The 20,290-nt window shown below is 59.1% G+C and carries 21 protein-coding genes and 1 riboswitch; of the genes, 17 read left to right on the top strand and 4 right to left on the bottom strand.

The genetic code is table 11. From position 1 onward, the window contains the following. Positions 1 to 11 precede the first annotated feature (11 nt). The 3 genes from glpX (at position 12) to OS242_RS06350 (ending at position 3,698) form a co-directional block, all read left to right on the top strand. Entirely contained in the window at positions 12 to 980 is a 969-nt protein-coding gene (gene glpX, locus OS242_RS06360; RefSeq protein ID WP_267150817.1) for a class II fructose-bisphosphatase, read from the top strand. Positions 981 to 1,071: 91 nt separating this feature from the next. Beyond that, complete coding sequence (gene rho / locus OS242_RS06355; RefSeq protein ID WP_267150816.1) at positions 1,072 to 2,343, top strand: transcription termination factor Rho; 1,272 nt, start codon at positions 1,072 to 1,074, stop codon at positions 2,341 to 2,343. Between the two features lie 89 nt (positions 2,344 to 2,432). Further along, positions 2,433 to 3,698 (top strand): radical SAM protein, encoded by a 1,266-nt coding sequence (locus OS242_RS06350; RefSeq protein ID WP_267150815.1) that lies wholly within the window; start codon positions 2,433 to 2,435, stop codon positions 3,696 to 3,698. A gap of 481 nt (positions 3,699 to 4,179) precedes the next feature. Here the strand turns inward: OS242_RS06350 and OS242_RS06345 are convergent, their stop codons facing one another. Continuing rightward, a complete protein-coding gene (locus tag OS242_RS06345; protein WP_267150814.1) occupies positions 4,180 to 5,469 on the bottom strand; it encodes a helix-turn-helix domain-containing protein in 1,290 nt (429 codons plus the stop codon). A gap of 272 nt (positions 5,470 to 5,741) precedes the next feature. On the opposite strand from OS242_RS06345, the gene rpmE reads away from it, so the two are divergent. The 3 genes from rpmE (at position 5,742) to OS242_RS06330 (ending at position 7,423) form a co-directional block, all read left to right on the top strand. Beyond that, positions 5,742 to 5,939: a 50S ribosomal protein L31 gene (gene rpmE / locus OS242_RS06340; protein ID WP_267150813.1), complete on the top strand. Its 198-nt coding sequence runs from the start codon at positions 5,742 to 5,744 to the stop codon at positions 5,937 to 5,939. A gap of 75 nt (positions 5,940 to 6,014) precedes the next feature. Then, positions 6,015 to 6,629 (top strand): thymidine kinase, encoded by a 615-nt coding sequence (locus tag OS242_RS06335; RefSeq protein ID WP_267150812.1) that lies wholly within the window; start codon positions 6,015 to 6,017, stop codon positions 6,627 to 6,629. A 128-nt stretch (positions 6,630 to 6,757) separates the two neighbouring features. Then, the gene (locus OS242_RS06330; RefSeq protein WP_267150811.1) at positions 6,758 to 7,423 is read left to right on the top strand and encodes a YhcN/YlaJ family sporulation lipoprotein; all 666 of its coding nucleotides are present in this window, start codon (positions 6,758 to 6,760) and stop codon (positions 7,421 to 7,423) included. Positions 7,424 to 7,489: 66 nt separating this feature from the next. Here the strand turns inward: OS242_RS06330 and OS242_RS06325 are convergent, their stop codons facing one another. Genes OS242_RS06325 through OS242_RS06315 form a run of 3 tightly spaced genes read right to left on the bottom strand, consistent with a single transcriptional unit; the run spans position 7,490 to position 11,351 of the window. After that, on the bottom strand, positions 7,490 to 8,605 hold the full coding sequence (locus tag OS242_RS06325) for a Ger(x)C family spore germination protein (protein ID WP_267150810.1): 1,116 nt from the start codon (positions 8,603 to 8,605) through the stop codon (positions 7,490 to 7,492). After that, positions 8,605 to 9,756 (bottom strand): GerAB/ArcD/ProY family transporter, encoded by a 1,152-nt coding sequence (locus OS242_RS06320; RefSeq protein WP_267150809.1) that lies wholly within the window; start codon positions 9,754 to 9,756, stop codon positions 8,605 to 8,607. The genes OS242_RS06325 and OS242_RS06320 overlap by 1 nt, the downstream gene beginning before the upstream one ends. After that, positions 9,753 to 11,351 carry a spore germination protein gene (locus OS242_RS06315; protein ID WP_267150808.1) on the bottom strand — a complete coding sequence of 533 codons (1,599 nt, stop codon included), beginning with the start codon at positions 11,349 to 11,351 and terminating at the stop codon, positions 9,753 to 9,755. Before OS242_RS06315 ends, OS242_RS06320 begins: the two co-directional genes overlap by 4 nt. A gap of 187 nt (positions 11,352 to 11,538) precedes the next feature. Between OS242_RS06315 and prfA the strand changes: the two genes are divergently transcribed. The 11 genes from prfA (at position 11,539) to OS242_RS06260 (ending at position 20,258) form a co-directional block, all read left to right on the top strand. Then, entirely contained in the window at positions 11,539 to 12,612 is a 1,074-nt protein-coding gene (prfA, locus tag OS242_RS06310) for a peptide chain release factor 1 (protein ID WP_267150807.1), read from the top strand. After that, positions 12,599 to 13,495, top strand: coding sequence for a peptide chain release factor N(5)-glutamine methyltransferase (prmC, locus tag OS242_RS06305; RefSeq protein WP_267150806.1), 897 nt, complete (start codon positions 12,599 to 12,601; stop codon positions 13,493 to 13,495). The genes prfA and prmC overlap by 14 nt, the downstream gene beginning before the upstream one ends. Before the next feature lie 92 nt (positions 13,496 to 13,587). Beyond that, positions 13,588 to 14,283, top strand: a complete 696-nt coding sequence (gene spoIIR / locus OS242_RS06300) for a stage II sporulation protein R (protein ID WP_267150805.1) — start codon at positions 13,588 to 13,590, stop codon at positions 14,281 to 14,283. 170 nt (positions 14,284 to 14,453) lie between these two features. After that, positions 14,454 to 14,951 (top strand): GNAT family N-acetyltransferase, encoded by a 498-nt coding sequence (locus tag OS242_RS06295; protein ID WP_267150804.1) that lies wholly within the window; start codon positions 14,454 to 14,456, stop codon positions 14,949 to 14,951. An 84-nt stretch (positions 14,952 to 15,035) separates the two neighbouring features. Continuing rightward, on the top strand, positions 15,036 to 16,082 hold the full coding sequence (locus OS242_RS06290) for an L-threonylcarbamoyladenylate synthase (protein ID WP_267150803.1): 1,047 nt from the start codon (positions 15,036 to 15,038) through the stop codon (positions 16,080 to 16,082). 127 nt (positions 16,083 to 16,209) lie between these two features. Beyond that, positions 16,210 to 16,363, top strand: a riboswitch (cyclic di-AMP (ydaO/yuaA leader). Between the two features lie 64 nt (positions 16,364 to 16,427). Further along, positions 16,428 to 16,850, top strand: coding sequence for an NAD-binding protein (locus OS242_RS06285; RefSeq protein ID WP_267150802.1), 423 nt, complete (start codon positions 16,428 to 16,430; stop codon positions 16,848 to 16,850). Between the two features lie 138 nt (positions 16,851 to 16,988). Further along, complete coding sequence (locus OS242_RS06280) at positions 16,989 to 17,558, top strand: manganese efflux pump MntP (RefSeq protein WP_267150801.1); 570 nt, start codon at positions 16,989 to 16,991, stop codon at positions 17,556 to 17,558. A gap of 17 nt (positions 17,559 to 17,575) precedes the next feature. Then, positions 17,576 to 18,310, top strand: a complete 735-nt coding sequence (locus OS242_RS06275) for a ZIP family metal transporter (RefSeq protein WP_267150800.1) — start codon at positions 17,576 to 17,578, stop codon at positions 18,308 to 18,310. A 59-nt stretch (positions 18,311 to 18,369) separates the two neighbouring features. Then, positions 18,370 to 19,062 (top strand): low molecular weight protein arginine phosphatase, encoded by a 693-nt coding sequence (locus tag OS242_RS06270; protein WP_267150799.1) that lies wholly within the window; start codon positions 18,370 to 18,372, stop codon positions 19,060 to 19,062. A gap of 171 nt (positions 19,063 to 19,233) precedes the next feature. Next, positions 19,234 to 19,704 (top strand): ribose 5-phosphate isomerase B, encoded by a 471-nt coding sequence (gene rpiB / locus OS242_RS06265; RefSeq protein WP_267150798.1) that lies wholly within the window; start codon positions 19,234 to 19,236, stop codon positions 19,702 to 19,704. Next, positions 19,698 to 20,258 carry a TIGR01440 family protein gene (locus OS242_RS06260; RefSeq protein ID WP_267150797.1) on the top strand — a complete coding sequence of 187 codons (561 nt, stop codon included), beginning with the start codon at positions 19,698 to 19,700 and terminating at the stop codon, positions 20,256 to 20,258. Before rpiB ends, OS242_RS06260 begins: the two co-directional genes overlap by 7 nt. Positions 20,259 to 20,290 lie beyond the last annotated feature (32 nt).

Genomic DNA, 20,290 nt, shown 5'->3' with positions numbered 1-20,290 from the left:
TGACTTCATAGATGGAACGTGAACTGGCATTAGAGATCGTGCGTGTAACGGAAGCGGCTGCTCTGGCTGCGTCGCGCTGGATGGGCACGGGCAAGAAAAACGAGGCGGACAACGCGGCGACCACCGCGATGCGCGCGATGTTTGATTCGGTCAACTTCAAAGGAACCGTCGTGATCGGCGAAGGCGAGATGGACGAAGCCCCGATGCTCTACATCGGCGAGAAACTCGGCGCTGGCTGGGGTCCGAAGCTCGACGTGGCGGTCGACCCGCTGGAAGGGACGAACATCGTCGCCAAGGGTCTGTGGAACGGCCTGACCGTCGTCGCGGTCGCACCGGAAGGCACACTGCTGCATGCGCCGGACATGTATATGGAAAAGATCGCAGTCGGCCCGAAAGCGCGCGGCAAGGTGCATCTCGACGCATCGGTGACTGAGAATCTGCACGCGGTGGCCAAAGCGACGAACAAGCACATCTCCGACGTCGTCGCCTGCCTGCTCGACCGTCCGCGCCACGAAGCGATCATCGAAGAGATCCGTGCTGCAGGCGCCCGCATCAAGCTGATCTCCGACGGCGACGTGGCAGCGGCGATCAACACCTGCTTCGAACACACCGGCGTCGACATCATGTTCGGTTCCGGCGGTGCGCCGGAGGGCGTGTTGGCAGCGGCGGCGATCAAGTGCCTCGGCGGTGACCTGCAAGGCCGTCTGAAGCCGGAGAACGACGCGGAGTTTGACCGTTGCAAGGAGATGGGCCTCAAAGACCCGACGCAGATCCTCATGCTCGACGATCTGGTCAAAGGCGACGACGCGATCTTTGCTGCGACCGGCGTCACCGATGGTGAACTGCTCAAAGGCGTGCGCTTCCTCGGCAGTCATGTCGCCACCTCGCACTCCATCGTGATGCGGGCCAAGACGGGGACGGTTCGCTTTGTCGAAGCCCGCCACCGCTTGGACCAAAAGCCCCATCTCGTTCTGGTCTAGGCCTTGGGTACTAGTCCTGCATAAAGTAGGAAATGAGCGGGAAGCATGCTATAATGTTCTGTATTCTGTTCGATTGTAGGTGACCACTAACTTGCTCATTTCCGAATTAGAAACGAAGAAACTCACCGATTTATATAAGCTTGCCAAAGAGTACGAGATCCCGTACTACGGGCAGATGAAAAAACGCGAGCTGATCTTTGCGATCCTGCGAGCGCAGGCAGAAGGCGAAGGCCTGCTGTTTGCGGAAGGCGTGCTCGACGTGATGCAGGACGGCTACGGGTTTCTCCGTCCGGTCGGCTTCTTGCCGTCCACCGAGGACATCTATGTCGCAGCCTCGCAGATCCGCCGCTTTGACCTGCGCGTCGGCGACCTCGTCTCCGGCAAGGTGCGCAAACCGAAAGAGAATGAACGCTACTTCGGCCTGTTGCAGGTCGAGGCTGTCAACGGGGTCTCGCCGCAAGTGGCTGCCGAGCGCATCCACTACCCGGCGCTGACCCCGCTCTTCCCGGTAGAGAAGATGACGATGGAGACCGCTCCGGAAAAGCTCTCCACCCGGATCATCGACCTGCTCGCGCCGGTCGGATTTGGCCAGCGCGGTCTGATCGTCGCGCCGCCGAAGGCCGGCAAGACGCTGCTGCTCAAGGAGATCGCCAACTCGATCACCCAGAACCACCCGCAGGTCGAACTGTTCGTCCTCCTGATCGACGAACGCCCGGAGGAAGTCACCGACATGCAGCGCTCCGTCAACGCGGAGGTCGTCGCTTCGACGTTTGACGAAGTGCCGGAAAATCACATCAAAGTTTCGGAACTGGTGCTGGAGCGTGCGATGCGCCTCGTCGAGCACGGCAAGGACGTCGTGATCCTGCTCGACTCGATCACCCGCCTCGCACGCGCCTACAACCTCGTCATCCCGCCGTCCGGCCGCACGCTGTCCGGCGGGATCGACCCGGCAGCCCTGCACCGTCCGAAGCGCTTCTTCGGCGCCGCGCGCAACATCGAGGAAGGCGGCTCGCTGACCATCCTCGCCACCGCGCTGGTCGAGACCGGCTCCCGGATGGACGATGTGATCTACGAGGAGTTCAAAGGCACCGGCAACATGGAGCTCCAACTTGACCGCCGCCTCGCCGAGAAGCGCATCTTCCCGGCGCTCGACATCCGCAAATCGGGCACCCGCCGCGAAGAGCTGCTGCTCACGGAGATTGAGCTCGACAAGATCTGGGGCCTGCGCAAGTCGATGAACGAGCATCCGGACTTCACCGAGTCGTTCCTGCGCAACTTAAAAAAGACCCGCACCAACGAGGAGTTCCTCGCCACGGTCGAAGGTCTCAAAGAAGGCAAGCAGCTGAACAAAGACGGCCAATAACACTGCGAAAAGGGCTGAATGCACATGCATTCGGCTCTTTGTGTTACTATATAAAAGATGTTCACCAAGAAAGGATGTATCAGAGGACAATGAACCTTGTCTATGCAGATAAAGACGGACAGATCTTCGACCATCCGGAGCTGCAGGCGCTCGGACGCAACGGCGAATTTCTCACCGATATCTATGAAGAAGAACTGATCCCGCTCCCGGACGGCGCGACGCTGGTGTCGCTGCCGGGCACGCGGGCGCTGGGGTATGACCCGGAGTCGGGCAAAACGCTCGCGCTGCCGGGCGAGGCGATGGCGGTCGGCGCTCTGTTGCCGCAGGGCTTCACCCGTCTGCTGCTGCCGGGCTATGCCAAGCGCGACGATGCCGAACCGATGCCTTTGTTCGGCTACACGGCGGTCGTATGGAAAGACGACGCGTTTTACGTGGCGGCGGAGATGGTCGATGACTGGACCAAATGGAACCCGCTCAACTACACGCAGGAAGACACGCAACAGGCGGTCGACGCGATGATCGCCAAATACCCGGAGAACCGCATCTGGCAACACCTGACCACCTGCGCCCTCCACTATGAATGCCTCACCTCGCGCAACACGTTCTTCGGCCGCTGGGAAGGCGCGCTCCCGGTGTCCTCGACCTGCAACGCGGGCTGCGTCGGCTGCATCTCCGAGCAACCGGAGGACATGCCGTTCCCGTCGCCGCAGGTGCGGATGAACTTCAAGCCGACGGTGGAAGAGATGGTCGAACTGATGCTCGAACACATCCAAACTGCCGAAAACGGCATCATCTCCTTCGGCCAAGGCTGCGAAGGCGAACCGTCGACGCGCGGCGTGGACATCGCCGAAGCGATCCGCCGCGTGCGGGCTGTCACCGACAAAGGCTTTATCAACATCAACACCAACGCCGGTTTGACCGACATGATCAAGCTGATCACCGACGCCGGTCTCGATCTGATGCGCGTGTCGACGATCTCGGCGCTCGACGATCATTACAACGCATACTACCGCCCGCGCCTCTACGGTGTGGAAAACGTCGGCCGTTCGCTGAAATACGCGGCTGACAAAGGCGTCTACACGTCGATCAACTACCTGATCTTCCCCGGCGTCACCGACCGGGAGGAGGAGATCGAGGCGATGGTTGACTTTATCAACCAAAACGAGGTCAAGCTGATCCAGATGCGCAACCTCAACATCGACCCGGAGCTCTACCTGTCGAAGATCCCCAAGCAGCGGGGCGATCTGCTCGGCATGAAGACGATGATGGAGATCTTCCGTCAGGAGTGCCCGAACACCGTGATCGGCTCCTTCACGCATATCCCGCCGGATCAGATGCGCCGCGTCAACAAATAAGCCCCGGAACCGGAAAAAAAGCCTCGACAGATGTCGAGGCTTTTTACATTCGGTTGTTAGGCAACAGTGAGAGCGATCTCGTTCGGCTCGTGGTCATTCCACCAGCCCATGATCGTGTCGCTTACAAGGTTACAAACGGCAAAAATGGTCGAAATCATGTGTTTCTTCACGTGATGACCTCCAATGTAATTGATCAACAAGGACGAGAAGATTCCTGAACGCCATCTCCGGGTGAGTATCTTTGTAAGTCGGCTTGGGTTCTCCGTCTTATATTTATTATAACGCAGGGAAGAATGATTACAATGAGATTATGTAAAGTAAAGATCGTATATTTTCAGACAAATCGCGCCATCAAACTACAAGATTCTACAAAAATGTTAACCGATTAACGGCGTTTTACACGCCGTTTGACAGCGGGAGGTGACACAAAAAGCCCGCCAGAGTCGGCGGGCCGGGTCATCTCACGTAGTTGAAGTGCTGGCTAGACCAAGATACCGATGCGGCGCAGCGACGTGTCGAGGATCGCGTTCATCTGCCGCAGCGTGTCGTTTGCCATCACATAATCGCCGAGGTGTTCATACAGGTTGGCCAGCTCTTGATAAGCCAAGCGGGTCTCGCGCAGTTGGTTGCGTTCTTGGAACGTGTTCAAAGCGCGTTTCAACCATTCAATCGCGGCCGGGATCTCGCCTTGCTCGCGTTTGACAGCGGAGAGGGCGTGGTAGATCTGTGCTTGATGCTCCGGCTGCTCGGCCATCAGGAACAGCGACTCCTGGCAGAACGCCTCCGCTTCTTGCAGGCGGCCGGCCCGCACGTACAGCATCACGATCTCGCGGTGGATCATCGCGCTGTCGACCGGGATCTCCTGACGGCGGTATTCGCTCAGGCACTCGTGCAAGAGCGTGATCGCGTCGTCGGTGCGGCCTTGCTCCGCCTCGACCAGCGCAAAGTTGGCTTTTACATCGATCGCTTGCTTGATGTTTTGCAGGCTCTCGTAGATCGTCAGCGCGTCGTGGCAATAGTCGACGGCGCGACTCCACTCGCGCATCTTCTGATAGGAGATGCCAAGTCGCAGATAGACCTCCGCCAACTGGCGGAGGTTGGTGCTGCCGCGCAGCAGGTTGTACGACTCTTGATAGAAGCGGATCGCATCTTCAAACTCACCGAGTTGAAAATGAGCGTGCGCGAGGTTGGAGATGATGCGGGCGCGGGTGAACGGGTCGATCTCCTTGACGCGGGAAAACGTCTCGTACGCTTTGCGCCAATGGTAGAGAGCCAGCGGGTAGTTCTCTTGCGAATAGCGCGCTTCGCCGAGCTTGTTCAAGCACAGCAGGGTGAAGTGGTTGTCGTTTTTGCGTACCACCGTGTCCAGCACCTGCTCAAACAGTTCGACCGCCTTCTCCACCTCTTCGCTCATCAAAAACGCGTCGGCGAGGTCGTATTGCACCTCATGCACGGGGAGATGGGGCGCGGGGGTCGAGATCAGATCCCGAAACAGCGGGATCGCCATGTCATAGTTTTGGGCGGCCAAATAAGCCTTTGCCAATTTATAGATCGAGCTCTGCTCCATCTGCGTCTGCATGTCGGCGACGAAATACTCAATCGGCGTCTCCAGACGGGAAGCGATCTGCTCTAAAACTTTGTGCGACGGGTAGGCTTTATCCGATTCGATCTGCGAGATCATCGAGATCGTGACGATACCGGAGCCCAACTCCTGTTGCGTCAATCCTTTGCGGATACGCAACTCGCGGATTTTTTGTCCCAACGAAACCACTGTTGCTTCACTCCTTCTGTTGCATACTTTCCAAAGAACAATAAACTCATGTAATTTCTCTATCTATTAAGTAACTCGTTACGGTTCGCGACCCTATATTTAAAGTACACTCTAATTTGAAGTTTGTAAAGCATTTTTACGTTGATATCTTTATTCAAGCGAGAAATGAGGGAACTGAGTCTCTTGCATCCAAAAAAGAGATTGTGTTATACTACCTTTCGTATGAACAAAGGGTCATGGCAAAAACTATGACCAGGAAAGAGGTGAAAGTCATGAAAACTGAGATCCATCCGAAGTTCCACGTCACCACCGTATCCTGCGCGTGCGGCAACAAGTTCGAGACCGGCTCCACCACTGAGGGCCTCAAAGTCGAGATCTGCTCGCAGTGCCACCCGTTCTACACCGGTAAGCAAAAGTTTATCGATGCAGGCGGCCGCGTCGACAAGTTCAAGAAGAAATACAACCGTTAATCGGACACAAAAAACAGGGTCATCCGGCCCTGTTTTTTTGATTCTACACGACATCGACACAGGGAGAGATCGCGGTTGCATGTTATGAAACAGCCGGGGTGGATCGAAGTCATCTGCGGCAGCATGTTCTCCGGCAAAAGTGAAGAGCTGATCCGTCGCGTCAAACGGGCCAAGATCGCCCGCCAGCACGTCCAAGTATTCAAGCCTCAAATCGACAACCGCTATCACCAGACGGCGGTCGTTTCGCACAGCGGTGACCGCGCCGATGCGATCCCGGTCGCTTGTGTGAGCGATATCCTCGACTTGATCGACCCGGACGTCGAGGTGATCGCGGTGGACGAGGTCCAATTTTTCGATCCGGCGATCATCGAATGGTGCCAGAACTGGGCGGACGACGGCAAGCGCGTCATCGTCGCCGGTCTCGACCAAGATTTTCGCGGCGAGCCGTTCGGCCCGACGCCGCAGTTGCTCGCCATCGCCGAGTACGTCACCAAACTGCAGGCGATCTGTAACGTCTGCGGCGCGCCGGCCAACCGTAACCAGCGGCTGATCGACGGCCGCCCGGCCGGCTACGATGATCCGATCATCCAAGTCGGCGCGGCGGAGGCATACGAGGCGCGGTGCCGCCATTGTCACGACGTGCCGCGCGGCGCTGTCTGCGAGGTCGGCGATGCCAAGCAAGGCGTCTGATCACATGCGTACTCTGATACACACATCATCCAAAGAGGCTTCTTCCCCACCGGAAGAGGCCTCTTTTTGCCAGTGTCGCACGTACCGCTCTCGGGCAACCTAGAGGTAACCCGAAGGAGGTGACCTTGATGCAAACGAAAACGTGGATCAAAGGTCTGAGCGCTCTGCTGGTCGCAGGCCTGATGGTGGGGTGCGCTCCCACAGCGGGCCCGGAGTCGCACCGACAGAGTTCGGAAGGGATGAACACGCTGGAGATCGGCCCGGGAGCACAGCGTCAAAACGCGCCGCAGTTTGACAACAAGAACATCGACGTGGACGGCGACGGCGACCGCGAGCATCTCTCCGGCCGCAACGACATCGCCAATCCGTCTGTCGATCTGCGCTCGTTCGCTCAGCCGGGCGGCGGCTCCGATCTGACGCAAGGCGCATATCCGCACACGTTTACCGCCGACCGCATCGCGACCCTCGCCAGTTCGGTCAACGGCGTCGCCAACGCGCGCGCCTTGGTCGTCGGCCGCACGGTGGTGCTCGGGATGAACTTGGAGCGCGGGGTCAAACCGCATCAAAAGGCTGGTCTGACACAGTACGTGCGCCAACGCATCCTTGTGCAGGCTCCGGAGTTCCAGCGCGTGCACATCACCACCGACCGTCAGCTGACCCGTCGCATCCAGCGCATCTCGGACGAACTGCGTTCCGGGCACTCGCTGAACATGTTCAACGACGACTTCATGGATCTGACCCGACAGATCCCGGCAGTCGGTCCGAACGCGATGCCGGCCGTGCCGGTGCGCTGACCGTTTGCTTCCTAAGGGAAAGAGCGGAGCCCTGTTTGCCGGGCTCCGCTTTTTGCATGCCTCTGTTTATTTGGTCATCCCTGTGCGTACGAGGCGAAGGTCAAACTTCACTTCGATCTCAGCGTTTTGATAGAGGTCCCGCCATTTTTCCTCGGTCCAAGGACGATAGCCACCGGTGGCGCGTATCGCTTCTCCGATCCCGAGCGGGTCGCTCTTGTATTGATGCTGGAGCTGTTCAAACAGGTCGATGATCCGATTTGACAACCCTTCCTCAATGCTCTTTTCCACGATCTTCTTGTTTTTCTCCCGCGTCAGGTCGAGATCGCCCGTATACTCGACGACCTGTCCGCCGACTTGGACCTGATAGCGGACCAGCACCGGTTTGCCTGGGCGGACGATGATCTCCCGTTTCGGGTTGGTGCGGACGAAGGTGAGCATGACCATCTCCTTTTTGCCGTTGTGGGTGTCAAAGGAGTGTTTGATGTCGCCGCCTTGTCCTTTGCCTTGCAAAAGCAGGAGCATCTTGGTCTCTTCCGGAGACAGGGACCCGACGAAGCGGTCCCTGTGAAACAGAGCGGTGCCCGCTGCCCGCACCGCTCCGTTTTTGAGCTGAACATAAGGCGCATAGGGGTCGGCTCCCCGGGTGTAATAGAGACGGGCGAAATCATGCACATTGGTGCGGGGCACGGTAAAGCTTTTCGCTTCTTTGCGCAGCAGTTCGAACAGGTAGCGGCCGATGCGCGGCCGGTCGGGAAATCGGGTGTGCAGCAGTTCCCGCGTCTCTCCGTCTGTGATGGCGACCACCACGTTCGAGGTGATGTTCACGTCCCGCAAGATCGTGTCCAGCGTCTTCCACACGCCTTTGCGGGCCAGCTTTTCAGAAAAGACCACCGTGCGCAGTTGTCCGTTGACGATCTGTCGGTCGGTGCTCATCGCGATGTTTTCCCGCGCTTCTTTGCTCAGGTCGCCTTTGGAGGTGATCACTTGAACCTTTTCTTGGGCCTCTCTGGAGATCTCCGGCATCGTGACGGTCAACACCAGTTTGCCGTCGTCGGCGAGGTCGTAGCCGACGGCGAGCACCAGACCGAGATCTTCGAGGATGTTTTGCCGGGCGCATCCGGTGACCAGCACGGCGAGACAGAGCAGAGCCAGCCCCCATTTGGAAAATGGCCGTTTGACCATCAGGCGGTCGCCTCCTCTTTCGGCTCGGAGTCGCCCGGCTGCGGCGGCTCGCCTTTTTTCTTCAACACGATGGCGCAGATCAAAAGCAGCGCGGGCAGAGCGAGCGAGACCGTGCCGCCGATCAGACCGAGGTAGTATTCAAAGGAGACCAGCACGAACACATCCTGCGGAAAGACGCCGAGCAAGATCAGCAGCGGGACAACCAGATAGATGCACCTCTTCTCCGACCAACGGCCGTACGTGTACAGATAGCGGCCTGCCGCCCACAGGTAGGAACCGGCCGTGTTGACGATCAGAAACGACCACGTCGCGATGCCGATGTGTTCGACGCGCTCGATGATCGGGATCTGCACCACTTTGAACATGTGCAGGGTGGGGGAGATCATGTCTTTGATCTGCTCTTGGGAATAAAAGCCGATCGCCACCAACGTGACGATCAAATAGATAAACGTGGTGAACCAGATCCCGATCGACGAGGCGAGCATCACTTTATTCTTGCGTTGCACGTACGGATAGATCACGAGCAAAAGTTCAAATCCGACGACAGAGGCGGACACTTTCCACAGTCCGCGCACGAGATCGCCGATGGGGGCTTCGAAGAGCGGCTGATAGAACGTCGTCTCGATCTGAAGACCTGGCGTGATCAGGAACAGCATCAGCCAAAAGGTCGCAAAAAAGGTCACGACAGCAAACTGGCCCAGCACGCGCGGTCCGCCGGTGGCACAATAGAGCAACGGGACAACGAACAAAAGGAAGAAGACGAGCGTCGAGGTGGTGGGAAACAGCCAGCTCTGGACGATCTCGATGTAGGTGCGCGAGACGATGGCCGCGACGCAGACTGCGTACAGGGCAAACAGACCGCCGAACAGCCGGCCGATCCACTTCCCGAAGACATGCGTCATGATCGCGTAGAGATCGCAGTTGTGAAAGCGGCGCAGCAACACGACGATCACGACCATCGAGATCTGGGAGAGGCCGCCGGCCAGGAGGATCGAGATCCAGCCGTCATGCCCCGCCTCCTCGGAGACGATGCGCGGCAGGTTGAACAGGCCTATGCCGACCTGAACGGTCTGCACGAAAAAGAGCGTTTGGATAAAGTCGATGGAGCGCAAGGAATGATCGTTTTTTGCTTGCTTTGGCAGGTCGTTCATTCGCTCTCTCCTTTCTCCGAGTCGACGGTGGCGGAGGTGGGGATCGATCGTTTGGTCGCCTCTTTTTTAAACGGCTGTCGGTCCGTATCTTTCGGACGGGTGTTAGTCGGCCGGTATTTCATAAAAGGCAATGGCGCGCGGATGAGCGTGTCTTTCCAGTCGCTGATCCGAAGCGGGGCAAACGGTGAGAAATAAGGGGCGCCCATCGAGGTGAGCCGCAGGAAGTGGAGCACCATCATCAACAGCCCGATAAACAACCCGTACAGCCCCCAAAATCCGGCGAGCATGATCAGTCCGAACCGGATGGCGCGCAGGGCGCTGGACATGATGTAACTCGGCGTGATAAAGGAGGCGACGGTCGAAAGCGCGACCGAGATGATCAGGATGTTGGAGGCAAATCCTGCCGAGACCGCCGCTTGTCCGATGACGATACCGCCGACGATACCGATCGTCTGACCGGTTTTGGCGGGCAGACGGGCACCGGCTTCACGCAGCAGTTCGATGGTGAGTTCCATAATCATCGTCTCAAGCACCGGCGGAAAGGGTACTCGTGCACGGGATTCGGTCAGGGAAATGAGCATGTCGGTCGGGATCATCTGATAGTGATACGTGACGACCGCCACATAGAGAGCGGACAGCGAGATCGAGATCAACACCCCGACGATGCGCAGCGTTCGGATGACCGATGCGGCCGCCCAGCGGTTCGCGTAGTCTTCGGAGGTCTGGAAAAATTCAATAAACGAAGCGGGACCTGACAGCACGAACGGCGTGCCGTCGACAAAGACGGCGACTTTGCCGTCGAGCAGGTGCGAAGCGATGCGCTCCGGCCGCTCGGTCATATGATATTGAGGAAACGGCGAGTTCGGGTTGTCATCGATCATCTGGGCGAGGTCGCCGCTGTCCATGATCAGGTCGATGTTGATCGCCTGTACGCGCTCCTCCAGCGTCTGCACGTATTCGCTTTGGGCGAGATGGTTCATATAGACGATGGCGACCCAGTTTTGCGAGTATTTGCCGACCTTGTACGCTTTGACTTTCAGGTCGGTGGATTTGATGCGGCGGCGGATGATCGAGAGGTTGGTCTGAATCGATTCGTTGAACGCCTCTTGGGGACCGAGGATGATGCCCTCTGTCTCGGAGCGTTCGATGGAGCGTTGCGGCGGCAGATAGGTGTTGACCGCGTAGACCTCGCCGTTTGGCAGGCAGTAGACCGACCAGCCTTCGAGCACCCATTCGACGACCGATTTGAAATCGGGGAGTTTGCGGGCTTCCATGCTGCCGGTCGTCTCGTTGGGCCGCAGATTTTTGGGCGGCTGGACCAAACTGTGCATAAACGAAATGCCGTGCTCCAGCGCGTCGATCTTCGACAGCGACTCGACGTACACCATAAAGATCGTCCCGTTTGTCAGCGTGCCGGGCTGGAGTTCGCGCAGTTTGATGTCGTTGCAGCCTTTGAAGACATTTTTGAGCTGCTGCACGTTCTCCGCGTACGTGCCGAGCTGTCCTTCGGGGATGTTGGGTGCTTCTTTGATCGGTGCCTCGGTGGATGGCCGCCGATGTGATTTTTTGAGCAGTTTGCGTAACAGTTTCATCATCTGCGGCTTCCCCTCCCTCACCAAGATTCGTACCCATACGGTTTGCATGTGAGGACCATTTTATGAGGAAGTTGCCATTTTGACGGCGGGGCGGTCTTGTACTATAATAGTTCTGATATACTGGTATAAGAAATAGCGTATTGTGCCTAACACATTTGTGCGTATCTATAGAAGAGGTGACAGAACGATGATCGACCGTTTGCAATCGTTAGAAGACCGTTATGACAAATTGAGTGACATGCTCTGCGACCCGGCGGTGGCGAGCGACCCGAAAAAGCTCCGCGAGTACGGCAAGGAGCAATCCGATCTGGAAGAAGTCGTCACCTGCTACCGCGAATACAAAGAAGTCGCGCAAGGCCTGGCCGATGCCAAAGCGATGCTGGAAGAAAAGCTCGACGACGAAATGCGCGATCTCGTCAAGATGGAGATCGACGAGCTGAGCGAGCGCGAAGTCGAGCTGAAAGACCGCCTCACCGTCCTGATGCTGCCTAAAGACCCGCTCGATGACAAGAACGTCATCGTCGAGATCCGCGGCGCAGTCGGCGGCGACGAAGCGGCTCTGTTTGCCGGCACCCTGTTCAAAATGTACACCGCCTATGCGGAACGCCAGCGTTGGAAGACCGAGGTGCTCGACACCTCCTACACCGAGCTCGGCGGCTTCCGCGAGATCGTGTTCCAGATCACCGGCAAAGGCGCGTACTCCAAGCTCAAGTTTGAGTCGGGCGCTCACCGCGTGCAGCGCGTCCCGGAGACGGAGACGGGCGGCCGCATTCACACCTCGACCGCGACGGTCGCGGTGCTCCCGGAGGTTGAGGAAGTCGAAGTCGAGGTGCATGAGAAGGATCTGCGCATCGACACCTTCTGCTCCTCCGGCCCGGGCGGTCAGTCGGTCAACACGACCCAGTCGGCCGTTCGGATCACGCACATGCCGTCCGGCCTCGTCGTCTCCTGCCAAGATGAAAAGTCGCAGATCAAGAACAAGGAACGCGCGATGAAAGTCCTGCGCTCCCGCCTGTTCGAGATGGAGATGCAAAAGCAGCACGACGAAAACGCCGCAGCCCGCAAATCGCAGGTCGGCACCGGCGACCGCTCCGAGCGGATCCGCACCTACAACTTCCCGCAATCCCGCGTCACCGACCACCGCATCGGCCTGACGCTGCACAAGCTCGACTACGTGCTGGCAGGCGACATGGATGAGATCATCAACTCGCTGATCGCTCATGGCCGCGCCGAAGCTCTGAAAGCAAATGACGAGGAATAATCGAGAGACGATACGGGAAGTCCTGCTGAGGACTTCCCGTTTGTTCGAAGAGGAGGGCATCCGTGCGCCGCTGTACAATGCGGAGATGATCCTGCAGGACGTCTTGGGGGTGGACAAGACGGGGATGTTGCTGCGCTTTGATGAACCGTTTCCGGAAACGTGCAAGGAAGAGTTGGCTTGGTTTGTCCAACTGCGTGAAAGTCATGTGCCGTTGCAGCACATTCTCGGCTATCAGGAGTTTTACGGGCGCAAGTTTTCGGTGTCGTACGATGTGCTGATCCCGCGTCCGGAGACGGAACTGCTCGTGGAGCAGGTGCTGAAGCAGCGACCGCATTTTCAGGCGCCGGGACGAGGTCCGCTGCTCGTCGACATCGGCACCGGCAGCGGCGCGATCGCCGTCACGCTGGCAGCCGAATGGCCGGAGCTGCGCGTGATTGCCATCGACCTGTCGCCGGATGCGCTGGAGATGGCGCGGAAAAATGCGAGGGAGCATGGCGTCGAAGAGCGAATCACTTTTATGCTCGGCGATCTGTATCTGCCGCTGATCGAGCGCGGCTTGCGGCCAGACATCGTGGTGTCCAATCCGCCCTACATCCCGTCTGCTGACTGCGAAGAGCTGGATGCCGAAGTGCGCGACTTTGAGCCGCGCCTTGCGCTGGACGGCGGCGAGGACGGACTCGACCCGTACCGCCGCATCACCGGCGCTTTGCCGCAACTGTGGCCCATTGAGGGTCCAGCATTTGTTGCGTTCGAAGTGGGCATCCATCAGGACCGGGATGTGGAGCAGATGATCGCGGACAGCGTGCCGGGCGTCGAGACCGGCATTTTGCCCGACCTGCAAGGGATTGGCCGCGTGATCTGGGGATTGCGGACAAGTCTATAATTTTTTTGCCAGATTTCTCGTTTGCTAGGTTTACTCTCCTATTCTCGTGTCCATACTCGTATCATACGAGAGATTGAAAGGGGACATGAGAGATGAGAAAAGGTTGGGTGGCAGCGGCAGTATTGGTATCGATGGTGATGGGCGGGTATCTGGCGGCAAACGGACAGGCAGCGCCGGCGATGTTGGTCGAACAGCAGAAGACCAAGTCGGAGTTGCAAGCGATTGCGGAAGAAGAAGGCATCATCCCGAACGAATCGATCCGACTGCGCATCATCGCCAACAGCGATGACGCAGCCGACCAACAGCTCAAGCGCGACATCCGCGACCGTATCATCCAAGCGGTGGCCGAAGAAGTGCGCGGCATCGAAGACGAGGAACTCGCCCGCGAGCAGATCCGCCTCGCCGTGCCGCGAATGAACGAGATCGCGGCAGAAGTGATCGCGGAGCAAGGCTACTCCTACGACGTCTCCACCGATTTTGGTCTGGTGCCGTTCCCGACCAAGCTGTACGGCGACACCGTCTATCCGGCCGGCGACTACGAAGCGCTGCGCATCCAGATCGGCGAGGCGCAAGGTCAGAACTGGTGGTGCGTGCTGTTCCCGCCGCTGTGCTTCGTCGACATGGCCAACGGCGACGCGGTGCAGGCGAAAGACATGGACGAGGAAACGTCCGAGCCGATCACCACCGTCTCTGTCACCGACAGCGCAGACGGCCAAGAGAAAGAAGTCGAAGTGCGTTCCGCTCTCTTCGACACGATCTCCGGCTGGTTCGGCTCCCTGTTCGCCTGATCCATTCACCTCTCATCCCCCGTGTGCATAAGATAGATGACAAGCTCGATTCCTGCCGGGACCCGTCCCCGGGGATCGGGCTTTTTTTCATGAGGATCTAGCATAAGAGGAGACGGCGGTTCATAGAGTTGATAGAGAACACGAAAATCGGCGGAGAGGGAGTTGTCCACATGGCGATCAACATTCGAGTGGCGGGGAGCAAAGATACGGAGCAGATCCTCGCGTTGTTGGAAGGCGCGAACGTGCGCAGCGGCGGGGTTGTGGAAAACATCGGGCAGTTTTTGGTCGTGGAGGCGGAGGAGAACGGGGAGTTGTCCACAGTCGGCACGGTCGGATTGGAGATCTTGGAGGAGAAATACGGGCTGATGCGGTCGCTCGTGATGAAGAATCAGACATGGAACGCACAGGTCGGAGTCGAGCTTTTGCAGCTGTTTTTGGCCTATGCACAGACCACCGGGATTGAGCGGTTGTACTTACTCACACTATCCACAGCCGAACCCTTCTTTATCCACATGGGGTTTTCCACAGCCTCGAAGGAGGAGATTCCGTCGGCGGTGGCCTTGTCCCAGCATTTCTCAGCCTATCAAAGCGAACAGGTGATCGCGATGGTGCGAGAGTATGAATCCACAAGTTATCCACATAGCGGTGTGGATAGTGTGGGTAACTAAGAACGAATGTTCGAATCGTGTCGAGATGTTGGTTTTTTTCTGTTCTTTGCTATACTAGTAAGACATTGCAAAGGGCGGGGATGAATGGTGGAGACGATGCGATTCGGATGGTCGGAAGAGGAAGTGGAACGAGCGGCGGGACTGCTGCGGCAAGGAGAGGTGGTCGCCTTTCCCACCGAGACGGTGTACGGTCTCGGAGCGAACGCGTTCGACCGGAGTGCTGTGGATAAGATTTTTCAGGCGAAAGGGCGGCCGAGTGACAATCCGCTGATCGTCCACATTGCGGACATGGCCGATGTGGAAAAATTGGTCGAGAGGGTACCGGCGCACGCGAGACGTCTCATGGAGCATTTTTGGCCAGGGCCTTTGACGCTGGTGCTGCCGGCCAAAGCGTCGATTCCGGCCAATGTTACGGCAGGGCTGGATACGGTGGGGGTGCGGATGCCCGATCATGAGACGGCACTGGGACTGATTCAGGCGGCAGGCGTTCCGCTGGCGGCTCCGTCTGCCAATCGTTCGGGGCGACCGTCGCCGACGGCGGCCGACCATGTGCTGGAAGATCTGGCGGGACGCATCGCCGGGGTGGTCGACGGCGGGCCTTCCAGCGTCGGCGTGGAGTCGACGGTGCTCGACTGCACCGGTGACGTGCCGATGATCTTGCGCCCGGGCAGCGTCACCGCCGAGATGCTGCGGGACGTGATCGGTGAGGTGAGCACCGACCCGGCACTGGCCGGGCAGGGAGCACCGCGATCGCCGGGGGTGAAGTACACCCACTATGCGCCCAAAGGCGAGATGCACCTCGTGCAAGGGGCGCGGGCGGTCGACGTGATCGAGGAACTGGCGATGAAGGCGATCCGCGCAGGGCTGCGGGTCGGGATCCTGACGACCGCAGAAGGCGAAGGTCAGTACCAAACGCTCGTCCAAGCGGCGGAACGCGTGTATGTCCTGCCCGTCGGCCGCCGCTCCGATCTCAGCACCGTGGCGACCGGGCTGTACGATGCGATCCGCGCGTTCGACCGCTATGATGCCGATGTGATCTATGCCGAGACGTTCCCGGAGACGGGCACCGGCGTCGCGATCATGAATCGGTTGCGCAAGGCGGCCGGTCATCGTGTGATTGCGGCTGATTGATCCAGAAACAGGGAGAGCGGACGCTCTGGACGGATGAGAAGGCGACAGACGGCATCGGCGACGGGAAAATGGGCGCCGATGCCGTTTCATCTTTTCTCAAGAGAACGTGTATAATGGAAGCAGACAACCGAACAAGAGGCTGAGTCCCGGTACTGGACCGGGAACGGAGGACCCATTTTATCGGGGTGAGTTTCGTCCGAACGGACGGAAGGGGTGAACGATTTTCTCTCTTGCCACCCTAACCCGACAGCTAACTTCGTAAGCCTGTAGCGAGAGAGGTCTGGAGACCTCTGCAAGGCGTTGTCCAATTTCGTTCAAAATTGGATGCTGAGGTGAAGAACAACCATGAACCGTTGTTTGATCGTCACGATGGACGAATCGGCTCTGCCGCTCGCCCGCACTCTGAGCACGCTCGGGGTGGAGTCTGCTTATTTGGATTTTTGCATGGGGACTCACATGTTCCTCAAGGAGCACGCCCACCGGTTGGACGCGCCGGTGATCAAGGTCGGCACGAGCAAATCGGCCGTTCTGGAGAACGAAGCGATCCGCGAGTACGACACCGCCGTCATCTTTGAAGGGGCATGGCTGGAAAGCGCTTTGATCGTCCAAGCGCTCAAACAGGCCGGGCTCAAACAGGTGGTCGTCGTCGCGCAAAACCAGAGCTACATGCGCGCCTACCGGGCGCTGGGAGCCGACCGCGTCGTCGGCGTGAAGCGCTGGAGCCGCGACTCTTTGCGCGTCTTGTACTCGAAAAAGCGCGGGGCCTAGCCGCACTGACCGCACAACCTCTTTTCTGAAAAGACCGAAGTCCGAACGCTACCGGGGCTTCGGTTTTTTGTTTGTCCTGTTCCAAGGCTTGCCCGCATAGACATGAGGGGAACGGACAACCGGGGGAGGGAGACCGCGATGGAATGGATGATGCATGGGGGGGAGTTTATCACTCTCCTTTTGATGGCGTTGGCGCTGGGGATGGACGCGTTCTCGCTGGGCCTTGGCATGGGGATGCTTCAACTCAGAGGGCGGGAGATCACCCGCATCTCGCTGACAATCGGCCTCTTCCACGTGCTGATGCCGCTCCTTGGCATGGCGGCCGGGATCTATCTCGCCCGCGTCGTCGGTGATGTGACCCGCTGGGCGGGCGCGGGGCTTTTGATCGGACTTGGCGTACATATGGTGTGGAATTCCTTTGCGGGCGGCGACGAGTCAGACGGTCGGCGGGCCGCTTCCAAAACGGTGGGGATCGGGCTGATCCTGTTTGCGCTCTCCGTCAGCCTCGACTCGCTCTCCGTCGGCTTTTCGCTGGGCACGTTCGGCGCCAATGTCGGACTGGCTGTCGCGCTGTTTGGCATCTGCGGCGCGATGATGGCGGCGATGGGTCTGACGATCGGCAGCAAGGCCAGCCATCTGTTCGGGGAATACGGCGAAGCGATTGGCGGTGCGGTGCTGATGGCGTTTGGCATCAAATTTCTGCTCTGACGGAGAGGGGGCGGCGTATGGGAGTTCTGATGTTGATGAGCGGCCTGGCCGGGATGGCGACTGTGGCAGGCGGCTATGTGGTGCTCAAGATCGGGCAGCTCACCCGGCACGGGCTGGCGTTTTTCCTCTCGCTGGCAGCCGGGATCATGCTGGCGGTGGTCGCCCATGACCTGATCCCGGCGGCGGTGGAGAACGGTGGCAGCGGGTTTGCCCTGCTCGGCTTTGCGGCAGGCTGGCTGTTTATGATGGTGATGCGAACGTGTGTGGGCTTGGTGATGCGGCGGTCGCCGCTGGCGAGCGGGGAGCAGTTTCACTATCTGCGCCTCGGCTGGTTCATCGCCGTCGTCATCGCGCTGCACGATCTGCCGGAGGGTTTGGCCATTGGTGCAGGCGACGCGATCCACCCGGATCTCGGGTTGATGCTGGCCCTCGCCATCGGGATGCACAACCTGCCGGAGGGCATGTCGATCGCCGTGCCGCTGCGCATGGCGGGGATGCCTGGCAAACAGATCCTCGCGATGATCGCCGTGCTCGGTTTGTTTACACCGCTCGGGACGTTGCTTGGCATCGTATTATTTGAGATGTCTTCGTACGGCATCGGGCTGTCGATGGCGTTTGCGGCGGGGGCGATGAGCTATGTGGTCGGCCGTGACCTCTGGCCGGAAGCGTGGATCTCCTCCAAATGGATCACCGTGTCCGGCACGTTGACCGGAGCGGCGCTGCTGCTGTTGTTCGGCCATTTGCATGGGTAGTGTTGACAGGGATATACTGAACGAGTGAGTCAAGTCGCGATGGAACGAGGAGGAGAGCGATGAATCTGTTGTTTGTATGCACCGGGAACACCTGCCGCAGCGCGATGGCCGAGCCGATGATGCGCCGCCGCTTGGAAGGGGCGGGTCTCGCCGGGAAATGGGAGGTGCGCTCCGCCGGGGTGGCCGCCTACGCCGGGCAGAGCGCGTCGCAAGGGGCACGCGAGGCGCTCCGCACGCGCGGCGTCGACGGGGAGAGCCACCAAGCCACGCTGCTAGACGAGGAGCTCGTCAAGTGGGCCGACCTGATCCTGACGATGTCGCAGTCGCACAAGCGAGCGATCCTCGAACGGCACATCGAAGCGCTGGACAAAACGTTCACGCTCAAAGAGTTTGTCGACGACGACCCGGAGCACGAGCGCATCTTTGAGGAGATGGCGCAGATCCAGGCGGAGGCGCAGACCAAACAGGCGCTGTTCCTCGCCGAGCATGCCGATGAGATCGAGTCCCTGCAGGAGCGCTATGGCCTGGGAGCCGACGCACAGATCGAGCAGGAGTTGGCCGCGTTGCAGCAGCGGCTCGAAGAGTCGGTGACGGCCGAGGCGGAGCGGATGAATCAATTGGCGCAGCAACTGCCGAGCTTTGACATCGCCGATCCGTACGGCGGGCCGGCGGCGGTGTATGAGTCGACGGCGGCGGAGATCGAAGGGCTGCTCGACAAATTGGTGGAAAGATTGAAGGAAGAGACTCCTTGAGCGGATCAAGGAGTTTTTTCTTGTTCAGGAAGGAATTTACATCTAGTCACCAGCCAAGGCACCTGCCCTTGGCTTTTTTCTTTGGTCATTTCTCACCCCGCTGGGGTATACTAGACTGAGAGAAATCACCAGTCAATCCAGAAATGGATCGCATACGGAGGCGAACAACCAATGAAAATCGCAATCGCAGCCGACCACGGCGGCTACACGCTGAAAGAGTCGGTCAAGCGCAAGTTGGAGAGCATGGGCCTTGATTATCATGACTTTGGCACGCATTCGGAGGAGTCGGTCGACTACCCGGACTACGGCATCCTCGTCGCTGAGAGCGTCGCTCGCGGCGAGTATGAGCGCGGCATCCTGATCTGCGGCACCGGGCTTGGCATGTCGATCGTCGCCAACAAAGTGCCGGGCATCCGCTGCGCCCTGCTGCATGACACGTTTTCTGCGAAAGCGACCCGCGAGCACAACGACACCAACGTCATGGCGATGGGTGCCCGCGTGATCGGGCCGGGCCTCGCCGACGACATCGTCGAGCTGTGGTTGACCACCGAGTTTGCAGGAGGCCGCCATGCGCAGCGTCTCGACAAGATCTCCGCCATCGAAACGCGATATGGCCGGGAAGAGGGCGTGTCCGGATGCTGACCGAGGGTCTCGCCGAGATCAAGGCACAACTGGCGCAGGCGCTCGAAGAATTGCAAGCGGTCGCCGGGCTCGACAGTGACCAGATCCTCGTCATCGGCGCGTCTTCCAGCGAAGTGATCGGCAAAAAGATCGGCACGGCCGGCTCCCTCGACGCTGCGGCCGCCATCGTCGAAGCGGTCCTCGAAGCGCGTGCCCGGTACGGTTATCACGTCGCGTTCCAATGCTGCGAACACCTCAACCGCGCCCTCGTCGTCGAGCGCGACACGATCAAAGCGTTCGGCCTCGAAGAAGTCGCTGTCGTCCCCGTGCCCGCTGCAGGCGGAGCGGTGGCTTCGACGGCGTTCCGGCGACTGGAGCAGCCGGCGATGATCGAGCGGATTCAGGCGCACGCCGGAATCGACATCGGCGACACGTTTATCGGCATGCATCTGCGCCCTGTCGCCGTGCCTGTGCGCCCGAGCGTGCGGCAGATCGGCGAGGCGCACCTGACGATGGCACGCACCCGTCCCAAGCTGATCGGCGGACAACGCGCCGTCTATGTTCTCGAATCCTAAGCAAATTTCTCAAAAAACCGAACTATATTTCG

The sequence above is a fragment of the Tumebacillus lacus genome (assembly GCF_026410385.1).
Lineage (GTDB): Bacteria > Bacillota > Bacilli > Tumebacillales > Tumebacillaceae > Tumebacillus > Tumebacillus lacus.
This window is presented reverse-complemented; position numbering and strand designations above follow the sequence as displayed.